Here is a 12,940-nt window from a genome sequence, read left to right as displayed (position 1 = left end):
CCGCAGTTCTCGGATGGGACTGTGAATGGGTGTGTGCCGAAGAATCCTCGACCGCGGCCTTCTGTTCCCACGGGTGGTCCCACGCGGGATCCGGGGTCGGGGAACGGGCCGCATCCGCACAGGCCGCGGCATACTCGTAGGCCGACTCCTCCTGTCAGGCCGCATCCTGGCCAGCACCGTGCAGGTGTGGGCGGGGCCCCTGGTCGCGATGGCACTCCTCACCATGGAGCCTTCCATCGGAACGCTCACAAGGATGTTCATGCGGGTGATCGGGTGAGCTCGCAGGTGCGCAAGGCTGCGCGCACGCCTTCCCCATCGGCTCCTCCGTCCGCGTCTGCCTCGCCGTCTGGCACACCGTCCGCGTCCCCGTCGCCCTCGGTGTCTCCATCCGCCACATCGTCTCCGTCTGTCTCGGCTGGGGTGGTGGTGTCGCCGTCTCCTGGTGATGGTCGGGTGTGGGGTTCTGAGCAGCAGGGTCCCTCGGCCTCGGATGGTGCTCGTCGTCGGGTACCTGGCTGGGCATGGGGTGCCGGTGCAGGTGTGCTGGTGGCTGCCGGTGTCGTGGCGTGGTGGATGACGCGGGGTAGGCGTCGTGACCGTGAGGACGACGAGGTGGGTACCGACCTGTTCGAGTGAGGCGTCCGCACGGCGGGACGCATGTTTGTTGTTCGATGAAGACTGCCACACGTGAAGGGCATGTGTGGATGAGAAAGGTGAATCAATGGGCAAGACGATGATGAGGTGGGTGACGGGGGGTCTGGCTGCCGTGATGGCGGCTGGCGGTCTCGTCGTGCCTGCATGGGCCGATGACGATGATGTGAAGCAGATTCCGACGGCGTCGGCGGATCAGTGGCATCCGGGGTGGTGTGCCAAGGGTGAGGAGGGGTACTCGGTTCTCATCGATTTCGCAGCGCTGAATCCGAAGGATCGCGGTGATCTCGCCCCGACCGCATCGAAGCTCACCGACGCCCATGCCAAGGACGGCTGGCTGGTGCGTTGCCACAAGGGCCTGGAACCGATCAAGACTGTCGAGGGTGACAGTCCAGAGAACTGGCGGTATCCGGTGTACTGGGCTGCGGCGGTGGGGATTCCCGGGATGGTGAACACCCACCGTAAGGATACTGAGTGGGAGCACCGCTTTTTGGGGATTACCCCTTGGTATGGCATGACCTCGAATGACGAGCGAATTGATACGGGAACATTGGCGGTGGTGCCTGACAAGAACGGCACCCTGCCGTCATGGCCGGAAAACGCTAAAAGGGGTCATGACTATCCCGGTAAGCCGAACTCGAATTATTATGGGATGATCCAGAAGCCGGTGAAGGGAATGGCCGTGGCCGTCACTGCTTTCCCTCTTGGATACAAAAATACCGTTAATGAATATTTCGCTGGTGACGACCCGAATCGGTCCGAGCACCGGCCCCAGTACGGCGAGGCCCCCGCACCGACTCCGGAGCCGACGGTGAGCCCCACGCCGACGGCTGGGCCGACTGCGGATCCGACTCTGACGCCACTCCCGACTCCGGACCCGGAACCCAGCGAGACCACCGATCCAACCCCCGAGCCGGAGCAGATTCCGACGGCATCGACGGATCAGTGGCATCCGGGCTGGTGCGCCAAGGATGAGGAGGGGTACTCGGTTCTCATCGACATGGCGGCGTTGGATCCGAAGGACCGGGGTGATTTGAATCCGGCCACGACCACGTACACCGACGCCCACGTCAAGGACGGCTGGCTGGTGCGTTGCCACAAGGGCCTGGAGCCGCTCAAGTACGCTCCAAGTGGCGAGTGGGGCGCAAAGTTCAAGGCGGCGAACTGGGCTGCGAGTGTGGGTATCCCCGGGACACGGGACCTCAATGGGTGGTACCACTTCCTGGGGATCACTCCCAACGGGGATGAGACCTCGGACGGTGACTGGATCTTGGCGGGTGCGTTGACGGTGGTGCCCGACAAGGACGGCATCCTGCCGCCGTGGCCGGAAAAGGTTGTGGAGGGGGAGCCCTATCCGGGTGCACCGATCAATGATCCTGACGTGTTCCCGTCGATGACGGACAAGCCGGTGAAGGGGATGGCCGTGGTCATTGGCTTCGAGCCTGATGGGCACACGGACGATCCGAATGATCCTGACAAGAAGTTCTATTTCGCCGGCGACAACCCGAACCGACCCGAGCACCGGCCCCAGTACGCCGACGCTCCCGCACCGACTCCAGAGCCGACTCCGACTGTGGTGCCGACCCCGACGGTGAGTCCCACGCCGACGGTGTCCCCGACCGGCACCCCGGCCCCGACCGGTACCGTCACGCCGACCCTGACGCCATTGCCCACCCCGGACACGAACCCCAGTGGGACCACCACCCCTGCTCCGAATGCGTCTGTGAATCCTCCCGATTCGACGGTGCGGCCGGTGGATGGCCGAGATGGTCGCGGTGACGCGGAGATACCTGCAGTCCCGGGGCCAGATGGCGGGTCACTGGCTGCTCCCGCACTGCCCGCCACCGGAGCCTGACCAGGCGATGGTGGGGGGACACCCGTAAACGTGTCATCTGTTGTGAAAGGAAGAGATGCAATGATGACAGAGAAGAAGATGGGAATGTCGACGATGAGCCGACGGATCGCCGGCTCGCTGGTTGCTGTGCTGCTGGCCGCTGGTGCCGTGACCGGGACGGGGGCGGCCCAGGCGGCTGGGCCAGCCTCCGGACCGGGATGGCATGATGGGGCCTGCGCTGCCAATGAGGGGCAGACGGTCGTCGTGGACTTCAAGGATGATCCGAGCCACCAGAAGCCGGCTGTGGAGGGCAACTGGCCAGCTGGTGCGAAGGACTCGCGGATTTTGGTGCGGTGCAATGTGGGTGGCACCTGGGCTAATCCCAAGGGTGATGCCCGGACCGAGCCGCTCAAGGCGGTGGGAATCACCTATTCCCCGGAGGGGGGTTTCATCGACACGGTCAATGGTGTTCACGACGATCAGGGCAAGAATGCCTACTGGATGTTCTCTTGGGCCAGTGAGTCCAACAAGAACTGGGATCTGGGGGCCCCGCCGAAGCAAGGCGTTGGCACGTGGGTGGGCGTGACCTTGGGCGGAAACAGGATTCCGTCGATCAATCCCCCCGTCAAGAAGTAAGTGAGTAGTGAAGGGGATCGGCGAGGTCTGGGGGTCTCGCCGATCCCCTTCCGTCATGCCAAAGGTTGCACGGTTGGGGTTGCAGAGGGGATGGATTGTGAAGGCCCGTAGAACGGTATCGTGGGTGGCTGCTGTGGTGACTGCTGGTGTGGCAACTTGGTGGCCGGTTGCGGCACATGCGGATGCTGGTGTCTCGGGCCGGCTATGTGCTGATCCCAATTATGAGTGCACCGTGAGCGTGTATGGAGGTGATGCACGGGAGGTGTCCTATTCGGGGGTCGACGTGACTGGAAAGCCGGGCACCCGGGTGCGGTTGGCGGCCTATTACGTGCGCACCGACGATCACGGCAAGCTGACCAAGCTGGAACGCTTCGTCGTGGGAGACAAGCCGGTGGTCGTCGGGGACACCGGGATCGTGGGCACCAGACTCGGGTTCCCCACCGTTCAGGATGATCCGGCGAAGATTCCCAGCGCATGGGTTTTCGTAGGCCCCGATGATGTGACCATGGACAACCTCGACAGGGCGGCAGGCAGCTTCGTGCCCTACGGAACGTTGAAACCGACTGTGTTGGGGGACGGCTGGGGACTGGAGAAACCCGTGGGGCAGACGATCGGGGTACGCACCGTCGGGTCGATGCTGACGGGGACGTACCAGATCGAGTACCAGGACGATGCGGGACACTGGGTGAACGTGACCAAGGCCCGGAAAACTAATCCTGATGAGCCTTTTTGCAGTGGCAGCCTTGGGGCGGAGGCGCGTTTCGATAGCCCCGACACGGCCCAGGTGTGTATGGACGACCCCTCCAAGCCGGTCGACATCGGCTACCAGCTGCCACGCGGGATGAGGCATCACCGCTACAAGATGCGGATGACCTCCTATGGCGGTGACGGGTTGATCGTGGTCCACAGCTGGGACGTCGTTCCCTCGGACCACCCCGTGCAGGCCCCCTACAAGGGCACGTTCCGTGAACCGCGCCACAGGGGCGCGTCGAGTCTGGCAGGAGCCGAGGAGAGGCATCCGAGCAACCGAATCGTGCAGGGGGCCGTTGGTGCAGGAGCCGTGGTGGCCGCAGCGGCGATGGCCGGTGCCGGATGGCGAGGACGCCGAATCATGAGAGGACGAGCATGAAACGCGTGCATCCCCTGACGGCCCTGCTGTGGGTCGTCTCGCTGGTGGCCGTGGCGTGGATGGCAGATCAACTCGTGGTGTCACTGACGGCTCTGGTGGCGCTGTGCGTGGTCGCGACGGTGGCAGGTGGTCCCCGACGAGCCGTGTGGCGGCCTGTCCGCGAGATCTGCGTGGTGCTGGTCGTCATCTGGGCACTGCTCCTGGCCGGTGTGCTGGGTCATGTGGCGACCACCGGCGGCATCGTGGTGACGTTGCCGTCCATCCTGATCGGCAGCCAGCAGATCGGAGGTGTCGTCCACGTCGGCCCGACGCTGAACGCCGCCAATCATGCCGTGCAGGCGTGTGTGGCAGTGGTTGCCGGGGCGGTGCTGGTGCAGTTGCGTCCCGCCCACGACTGGCTCGACCTGGCCATGTGCTGGCTGGGCCGGGGAGCGCGGGTGGTGGCTCCGGGGATGTGCATGGCAGAGGGTGTCTCGGTGGCGGTGGCCGATCGGGTCCGGCTGCGCCGCGGCGGCCTGCGCACCTCGCGTCTGCAGGCCTTGGTCGACGGCATCGATCGTGGCCGCGAGATCGAGGATCGATGGGAGGAGGCCCGGCTTGTGAGATCGCCCTGGTCCTGGTGTCGGGTGCTGGGGGTGGCCGGCACACTCGTCGTGCTGCTGGCGTGCGTCCGTCAGGCCATGACGGGCTGGACGCTGTGGCAGGTTGCCGCCGTGGACCCATACTGGGACCGTGCCCTGATGACTGTTGCCGGTCTGTGGGCGCTGGCTGGTTTGGTGGTGCTCATGGTGCACGGGCTGCCCGGGGTGGGGCGGCTGCGACTGGTGGACGTCGCCCTCGTCCTTGCGGCCATCGCAACGGTCGTGGCATGGCTGGTTCGGGGGTGGACGGGGGATGCTGCTGCGTTGGCGACGCCCAGCGGGATGCCCGTTGTGCTGTGTGTCGCCGTGGTGCTCGGTGCGGTCGCCGTGACGGTCACCTTCAACGCTGGAGGTCGACGTGCTCGAGGTTGAGTCGATGTGTGTGGACGTCTCGCGGGTCGGCCGGATCTTGGACGACGTCAGTGTGTGGGCAGGGCAGGGAGTCACCCTCGTCACGGGCCGCAGTGGCTGCGGATCGACGACCCTGTTGCGTCTCGTCGCAGGGTACCGGGATCGGCAGGTGGTGCGCCGACGGGGCGTGGTTCGACTGTCTGGGCGGCGGATCGACCAGATGAGTCGTGCCGAGCTGCGTCCCCTCCTGACGATGGTGGGGCACCGTCCGCTGGGAGGCGTGATCGACCTCGAGGGTCTCGGAGCCCATGACGTCGAGCTGCGCAGCGTCATCGAGGAGTTGGGGCTCACCCGGTGGTGCGGCACACCAGCGGCACGGATGCCGGCCTGCGTGGCGGCCCGCATGGCACTGGTCGAGGGCATCGCCTCCGAGGCGCCGGTGCTGCTGCTGGACCAGGTGTTGGCACCCATGACGTCGATGTGGCGGTCTCGTGCCGCCTCCTGCATCGCCCGTGTGGCCCGGGCGGGTCGGATCGTCGTGTGGGCCGAACATGCCCTGGAACACGCCCTGGGAGTGGCCGACAGCGTCGTGGAGATCGTCGACGGACACGTCCAGCAGACGGCTGCCCCGTCGTGGTCGTCCAGCCAGCTGCCCCCGACGCCCCTGCAGCAGATTGCTGTCCGATCGGGTGAGCAGTTCTTCACCGATCCGGCCCAGGCCCGCGATCTTCTCGCCGCGGAGGCGGTCACCGCGATGTCTTGTGCCCACCCGCAACAGTCCGAGGGGCCGATACTCACCCGCGTGGACCCGGCGGACCTGCGGCTGTCCGGCAGATTGGTTGACGTGCGTGCCGGTCAGGTGCTGGGGGTCGTGTCCCACGACCCGGTCCAGGCGCATCGGGTGGCACGTCGTCTGGCTGCCACGGTGAACCCGTCTGGTCCCGACGATCGTCTGCTGCACACCCTGCTGCGTCAGACGAGTGTGCGGCGAGCCTGCGAGCTGGTCGACCGCCGATCCGATCGCCCGATCGGGACGAGCATGGAGCTGGCCGACGAGGTGCTGGGGCCGGTGGGTGCGCGTCGCGGTGTCGAGCACGGCGAGGGCCAGCAACGTCTGCTGGCCGACGTGCTGGCGTGCGCAGGCGGTGAGGTCGTGCTGTGGATCGACCCGGGATGGGCGGTCGACGCCGCCAGCGGTGATCGTCTGGTGAAGGCGGTGCGGCAGCGGGGGGCGGCCGTGATCATGGCGTGTCGGGACGTCGACCTGGTGGCCCGATGGTGCGATCGGGTGCTGGTCGTCGATGAGCACGAGGTCGTCGCCGACGGACGCCCCGGCTCCGTGGTGGACGATCTTCCGTGCCCACCCCAGGTGGCCCAGGTGTTCCCCGGCTGTCACGTCGTCAGGGCGACCGATCTGACCCTGGTCCCGGGGGCCGATGCCGTTGCGGAGGGAGGTTGGGCCCATGCGCAACTGGTGTAGTGGAGTCGTCACGGCGATACTGGCTGTGGTGACCGGGATGTGGCTCGCCATCCCGCTCATCGACTCGATGCGAGCGGGGACTCGACAGCAGGCCACCGTCGAGGCCCAGGCGATGACCGTGTTCCTCACGGCCGGTCTCGTGCTGCTGGCGGTGTGTCGATGGATCGATGACGGCCGTCGGGTCTGGCGGGTCGGGCTGCTGGTGTGCCTCGTCGTGGTGAATTCGCTGGTGCGGGTGACGATGTCGCCGCGGGTGTTCGGTGTGGAGCCGGTGTTCATCCTGCCCTTCCTGGTCGGGGTGTCGGCAGGGCCGTCGGCGGGATTCCTCGTGGGAGCCGGATCATGTCTGGTCTCCAGCATGCTGGTGGGCACGGTTGACGCGCCGCTGCCCGGACAGATGCTGGCGTGGGGGCTCACCGGGCTCATCGGCTCGGTGCTGGTGCGGGTGCCGGCCAGACCGGCATGGTTGGTCTCGTGGCCACTCGCCGTGCTGTGCGGCCCCGTGCTGGGCGTGATGCTCAACCTCATCGGCTGGCCCACCGACGAGGCCGGTACTGTCGGGCAGGACGGGTCCGACGCCTTCGTGACCGGCCTGTCGAGCACGCAGACGATCCAACGGCTCGTGCGCTACTCGGTGCGCACCTCAATGGGGATCGACCTCACCCGTGGCGTGTGCACCCTGCTCGGCGTCATCATCATCGGCCTGCCGACGATCCGGGCGCTGCGCACCGCCTGGGGCAGTCCCGACCGGCGCACCGACGAGGCCCCGGCGACCCGCAGCACACCGATCAGTTCCGAGGCACTCGAGCGACGAGAACAGGCAAGGACAAGGACGAAGGCATGGTTCACGGACCAGGAGGACACAGCGTGAGCGCAGAGACGACCATGAACATGGGCTGGATGGCAAGGAACCGTCCCCGCCGCGGCGAACCCGACGGACGTGGCGAGTTCGGCAGGCACGGTGGGCTCGGAGGAAACGGCACGCCCGTCGCGAGGGGCGAGTCCAGCACGACGGGGTCGAGGATCGACCCTGCAGAGGTGGACCGGGCACGTCGTCTCGTCGAGACGATCTCGCGAGCCTTCGACTCCAAGGTCGTGGGTCAGGAGGCATTGCGCACGGCACTGCTCGTCGGACTCATCGGCGGGGGTCACGTGCTGCTGGAATCGGTGCCGGGCCTGGCCAAGACGCTGGCGGCCTCCACCCTGGCCTCCACCGTCGATGCCAGTTTCTCGCGCGTGCAGTGCACCCCCGACCTGCTGCCCAGCGACATCATCGGCACCCAGGTGTTCAACCCCGGCAGCAGCACGTTCACCACCGAGCTGGGCCCGGTGCATGCCAACGTCGTGCTGCTGGACGAGATCAACAGGTCCAGCGCCAAGACGCAGGCCGCCATGCTCGAGGCCATGCAGGAGAGGCAGGCGACGATCGGGGGCAAGACGTACCCCATGCCCGACCCGTTCCTCGTGCTGGCGACCCAGAACCCCATCGACGAGGAGGGCACCTACGTGCTGCCCCAGGCACAGATGGACCGTTTCCTGCTCAAGGTGATCGTCGACTATCCCTCACCGGCCGACGAGGTGGAGATGTTGCGTCGCCTCAAGTCCGGCGCGCTCGAGTCACGCACCGTGTCTGCGGTGGTGAGCCGCAACGACGTGCTGTGGCTGCAGGGCCTGTCGCGCCGTGTCCACGTGGACGAGTCCCTGCTGCACTACATCGTCCAGATCGTCCATGCGACCCGGCACGCCGGCGACTACCTTCCCCAGGAGCAGGCCCGCTACCTGGAGTACGGCGCCAGCCCACGTGCCACGATCGCATTCGTCGAGGCAGCCTGCGCCCACGCACTCATGCACGGACGTGACCACGTGATCCCCGACGACGTGCGGGCGATGCGCCACATGATCCTTCGTCATCGGCTCATCCTCACCTTCGAGGCCGTCGCCACCCAGGTACCCGTCGAGGAGATCATCGACGGCATCTTCGGCGCCGTGCCCACTCCCTGACCATGGCGTATCTCACAGCTGTCCAAGGACGCCTGGGGCTGTACCCGAGACGTCTGGTCATGGGTCTGCTCGACGGCCAGTACGCGTCGATGACCACGGGGCGCAGCATGGACTTCGACGACCTGCGCTCCTACGTGCCCGGTGACGACGTCAAGGACATCGACTGGAAGTCCTCGGCGCGTGCCGGGGAGCTGCTCATCAAGAGCTATCGGGCCGAGCGCAGGCACACCCTCGCGTTCGTCGTGCCGACCGGTGGATCGCTGGCCAGTGCCGCCACGCTCACCCACTCCAAGATCGACGTGGTGCTTGCCACGATCGGGGTGCTGGCATGGGTGGCGTGCCACCAGGGCGACTACGTCACCGTCGTGGCCCCCGGTCAGGACGGTCCGAGCGTGGCGCGACCGTCGTACCGGGACACACAGATCGAGCACATGCTCGCCGGGCTCGACGCCGGATGTCGTCTGGAGGCACCCGATCCCGATCTGGTGGAGCTGCTCGACCTGACCGCCTCGGGGCTGCGTCGTCGCTGCATCGTCGTTGTCGTGCTGGACGACTGGGATCCCCGTCCTGCAGACGTGGATGCCTTGGCGAGTCTGTGTGCCCGTCACGAGGTGCTCGCCATCGAGGTGTCCGATCTCGACCTCACCGATCCGGCCCTGGCCGCCGTGCCAACCCGTGACCAGGCAAGTGGCCAGCCCGTACCGGGATTCGTGGCCCGGGACCGGCAGGTGCGTGAGCAGGCCGTGGCCGCCCGACAGGAGCGAGCCAGGCGCCGCGGCCACACCCTGGACCGGCTCGGCATCATCCACGAGTCCGTTGCCGACGTGGACGACTCGATTGCCGCGATCGTCCGACTCCTCGAGAGGATGCGTCATGCCTCCCGTCACTAGTGCCTCACCAGGGCTGTTGCCCGTGCTGGACCTGTACCCGCCCGTCTCACACGACTCGAGATGGTGGTGGGTGGTCCTTGGCTGCCTGGTCGCAGCCGCAGCCGTGCTGTGGGGGTGTCGCCGCGTCCTGACGAGAATCGACGTCGCAGCCACGGCAGAGGGACCGGCAACGCTGGAGACGATCCGTGCCACGGCACTACGAGATCTCGATGCCGCCGCCGACGCCTGTCGACGTGGTGAGCCAGACCGTGCCGTGTGCCGAGACATCAGCATGGCCCTGCGCAGGTTCGCCGCGCTCGCCTGCGACAGCGACCTGGACTACGAGGGGTTGGACGAACTCTCTCGCCATGCCGAGGAGGACCCGCGGCTCGATCCGGTCGTCGCGGTCGTCGAACGGTGCTATGCGGTGGAGTTCGACCCGAAGGGCCACGGCGTCGATACCGACGAGCTGCTGGCCGATGCCGTGAGGACGGTGCGCTCATGGACCTGATGTGGTGGTGGATGTGGCCGATCGTCGTCGTCGCGGTCGCCATGACGGTTCTCATCGGGCTGGTGCTGCGTCGTCACGAGAGCATCGAGCGACTTGCAGTGGCACATGTCGACCGACTGCGTGCCCTTCCCGCCTACCGGGATCACGCCCGGCGACGCGTTCGCTGTCTGGTGGTCGAGATGGTGTGCTGGGCGGTGGCGGCCTGTGGAGTCGGTCTGGTGGCCGCCAGATTGCAGGGGATCGACGATGACGATCGTCAGATACGTACCCGTGATGTCATGCTGTGCCTCGACGTGTCCGGCTCGATGGAGGGGGTGGATCGTCAGGTCATCAACACCTACATCCAGCTGGCCGATCGCATCACCGACGACCGGATCGGATTCGTCATGTTCGACTCCTCGTCGGTGACGGTGTTTCCCCTCACCCACGACCGGGACATCGTCAAGACTGGATTGAAACAGGCCAGGGACCAGCTCGACCGGGCCGACCTCCCCTCCGGGGTACGTTACGGTCCGGGCGGGTCGCTGGTCGGTGATGGCCTGGCCTCCTGTCTCAGCAGGTTCGACCAGCTCGATCAGCCCCGGTCTCGAAACGTCGTACTCGCCACCGACAACATGAACGCCGGCCCCTCGGTCTACACCCTGCCCCAGGCCATCGACCTGGCGGTGAAACGCCACATCATGGTTTTCGGCATCGTCCCCGAGAACACCGATCTCGATGCCCGGGCGGCCGGTGACGAGTTGCACCAGCAGGTACTGCGTACCCACGGCCAGACCCTGACGATCCCCTCCGACGGGCAGGCCGATACGGCAGACATCGCCCACCGCATCCAGTCACAGGCCAAGAAGGCGGTCATGGCCATGGCCACTCACCGTTCCTACGACAGGCCCTGGCCGGGGGCGCTCATGGTCGGCATCGGGACGCTCGGTGCCTTGGTTGCTCGGCGGCGGGAGGAACGATGAGTTTTCACCCACATCCCCTCACCGTGGGGTTTGCCGTTCTCCTGCTCGTCGTCGCCGTGTGGTTCGGGGTGCGCAGTCGTCACACCCGCGGCAGGATCGCCACGATGGTGCTGGACATCGTGCTGGCCGTGCTCGTCGGACTCATCGGGATGCACCCCGTGATCGGTGAGTCCGGACGGGAGAACTCCACCGTGGACGCCGACATCGTCCTCATGGTCGACACAACTACCTCGATGGCGGCCCGCGACCACGGGAGCAAGACGCGTCTTTCCGGGGCGATTCGCGACATCGCGCAGCTCGCCTCGGTCTTCGGCGGTGCCCGGTTCACGCTCGTCACCTTCGACAACGAGGCCCGGGTGGCGGTGGCCTCGACCACCGACACCGGCACGATCGTCTCCGCAGCGAACTCCCTCACTTGGCGTGAGGACACCAAGGGCACCGGCACCGACATCGGCGTGGGGGTGCCTGCCGCCGTCGAAGCCCTGCGGAAGGCCCGAGAATCGGCGCCTCAGGCCACCAGGATGGTCTTCTACCTGGGCGACGGGGAACAGACGGCCACCAAGGCCCCCGGCTCCTTCGCAGCACTCAAACCTCTGGTGACCAGCGGTGCCGTCTACGGTTACGGCACCGCCAAGGGGGCACCGATGGCCCGCTCGGCCTTCGACTCCAGCGACGTCACCTACCACGGTCGCAAGGCCATCTCCCATGCCGACCACGCCACGCTGACCACCGCCGCTCGTCAGGCGGGTCTGTCGTTCGCCGCCCGGTCACCGGGCAGGACGCTCACTCCGCCCCAGGTGTCGCTGAACCGCACCAGCCATGAGGAGCAGATGAGCGCGGGCATGGACCTGGCGTGGATCCTCGGCCTCGTCGCTGCCGCCGACGTCGCCGCCCAACTGACCATGAGCGCCCGCCGACTGCGCCGGGCACGAAAGGACGTCCCATGAGAGGTTCCGGCCGCACCCGTCAGACCGATCCGCGACACTCCCGGCGGGACGTGATGAGCCACGGGCAGGCTCGTCGGGCACGCCGGGCTACCATCGGGATGACGGCGCTGCTCGTCGCCGTTCTCGTGCTCACCGCATGTCGACTCGCCGCCACCTTGGTGTGTGACCGGCTCGGCAGCGGAGCCTTCACCTCCCAACAGTACGACCAGGCCGAGCGCTATTTCGGGGCGAACATGAGGCTCAACGTCACCGAGCCGTGGATCGCCAGCTACGACCGCGGCACTGCCCGAGCAGCCGAGAGCAACTACGCCGACGCCGAGGATGACCTTCGCACCGCACTCGACAAGGCACCGCAGGAGTACAGGTGCCGGGTGGGCATGAACCTGGTGTGGACGATGGAGGAATCGGCGACGATGCAGAACCTCAACCGTGGCACGGCCAAGGCCGGCACGTTGAGGGAGGCCAAGGACATTGCGCAACGGCTCAGGTGCCAGGGCAGAACCACTGCACCCCAGTCCCACACCCGGCAGACCTCGGACGACCAGAGGACCGAACAGTCCACGACGATGAAACGCCTCGATGAGGAGATGAAACAGGACATGCAGGGTTCTCAGTCGCAGGACAAGGAATCGTCGCGTAGGAATGATTCCGAGCAGCAGCGGGAGAAGGACCTGTCGACGAAAAACCAGCAGGCCCTCAATGAGCAGAAGCGGGACACCCAGAACGACGGGTCATCCCAGAAGACGTCAAGTGGCCCCACGGCGCCGCCGCCGTCCGGGGGAGTTCCGGACCGGAAGGGCTGGTGAGATCCTGGCGGTGAGGGGAGCTTTCCCAGTGCGTGTGGGGTATCATGTTCGCTGTCAGCCTGATAGGGGGTTGATGCCCGGGTGGTGTGGGGAAGTCGGTGGGAGTCCGGCGCTGTCCCGCA

The 12,940-nt window shown here is 66.6% G+C and carries 13 protein-coding genes; all 13 read left to right on the top strand.

Features of this window, described 5'->3' with window-relative positions:
- Positions 1-426 precede the first annotated feature (426 nt).
- The 13 genes from CKV91_RS09865 (at position 427) to CKV91_RS08270 (ending at position 12,818) form a co-directional block, all read left to right on the top strand.
- Entirely contained in the window at positions 427-636 is a 210-nt protein-coding gene (locus CKV91_RS09865) for a hypothetical protein (RefSeq protein ID WP_231933744.1), read from the top strand.
- Between the two features lie 85 nt (positions 637-721).
- Complete coding sequence (locus CKV91_RS09860; protein ID WP_231933869.1) at positions 722-2,506, top strand: hypothetical protein; 1,785 nt, start codon at positions 722-724, stop codon at positions 2,504-2,506.
- Positions 2,507-2,566: 60 nt separating this feature from the next.
- Positions 2,567-3,121 (top strand): hypothetical protein, encoded by a 555-nt coding sequence (locus CKV91_RS08320; protein ID WP_065860490.1) that lies wholly within the window; start codon positions 2,567-2,569, stop codon positions 3,119-3,121.
- Positions 3,122-3,353: 232 nt separating this feature from the next.
- A complete protein-coding gene (locus CKV91_RS08315; protein WP_231933742.1) occupies positions 3,354-4,250 on the top strand; it encodes a hypothetical protein in 897 nt (298 codons plus the stop codon).
- A complete protein-coding gene (locus CKV91_RS08310) occupies positions 4,247-5,263 on the top strand; it encodes an energy-coupling factor transporter transmembrane component T family protein (protein WP_065860492.1) in 1,017 nt (338 codons plus the stop codon). Before CKV91_RS08315 ends, CKV91_RS08310 begins: the two co-directional genes overlap by 4 nt.
- Positions 5,250-6,722, top strand: a complete 1,473-nt coding sequence (locus CKV91_RS09600; protein ID WP_157738772.1) for an ATP-binding cassette domain-containing protein — start codon at positions 5,250-5,252, stop codon at positions 6,720-6,722. The genes CKV91_RS08310 and CKV91_RS09600 overlap by 14 nt, the downstream gene beginning before the upstream one ends.
- The gene (locus CKV91_RS08300) at positions 6,706-7,593 is read left to right on the top strand and encodes an ECF transporter S component family protein (RefSeq protein WP_065860493.1); all 888 of its coding nucleotides are present in this window, start codon (positions 6,706-6,708) and stop codon (positions 7,591-7,593) included. The genes CKV91_RS09600 and CKV91_RS08300 overlap by 17 nt, the downstream gene beginning before the upstream one ends.
- A 14-nt stretch (positions 7,594-7,607) precedes the next feature.
- Positions 7,608-8,723, top strand: a complete 1,116-nt coding sequence (locus tag CKV91_RS08295; RefSeq protein ID WP_411791890.1) for an AAA family ATPase — start codon at positions 7,608-7,610, stop codon at positions 8,721-8,723.
- A gap of 2 nt (positions 8,724-8,725) precedes the next feature.
- Positions 8,726-9,613 (top strand): DUF58 domain-containing protein, encoded by an 888-nt coding sequence (locus tag CKV91_RS08290; RefSeq protein WP_065860494.1) that lies wholly within the window; start codon positions 8,726-8,728, stop codon positions 9,611-9,613.
- Complete coding sequence (locus CKV91_RS08285) at positions 9,597-10,103, top strand: hypothetical protein (RefSeq protein WP_016665906.1); 507 nt, start codon at positions 9,597-9,599, stop codon at positions 10,101-10,103. Before CKV91_RS08290 ends, CKV91_RS08285 begins: the two co-directional genes overlap by 17 nt.
- The gene (locus CKV91_RS08280) at positions 10,094-11,065 is read left to right on the top strand and encodes a vWA domain-containing protein (protein WP_065860495.1); all 972 of its coding nucleotides are present in this window, start codon (positions 10,094-10,096) and stop codon (positions 11,063-11,065) included. The genes CKV91_RS08285 and CKV91_RS08280 overlap by 10 nt, the downstream gene beginning before the upstream one ends.
- Positions 11,062-12,012: a VWA domain-containing protein gene (locus CKV91_RS08275; RefSeq protein ID WP_065860496.1), complete on the top strand. Its 951-nt coding sequence runs from the start codon at positions 11,062-11,064 to the stop codon at positions 12,010-12,012. The genes CKV91_RS08280 and CKV91_RS08275 overlap by 4 nt, the downstream gene beginning before the upstream one ends.
- A complete protein-coding gene (locus tag CKV91_RS08270) occupies positions 12,009-12,818 on the top strand; it encodes a tetratricopeptide repeat protein (protein WP_231933740.1) in 810 nt (269 codons plus the stop codon). Before CKV91_RS08275 ends, CKV91_RS08270 begins: the two co-directional genes overlap by 4 nt.
- Positions 12,819-12,940: the final 122 nt, after the last annotated feature.

It is taken from the genome of Cutibacterium granulosum (genome assembly GCF_900186975.1).
Classification (GTDB): Bacteria; Actinomycetota; Actinomycetes; order Propionibacteriales; family Propionibacteriaceae; genus Cutibacterium; species Cutibacterium granulosum.
The sequence above is the reverse complement of the archived record's forward strand: the minus strand, read 5'-3'. Positions and strand labels throughout refer to the sequence as shown.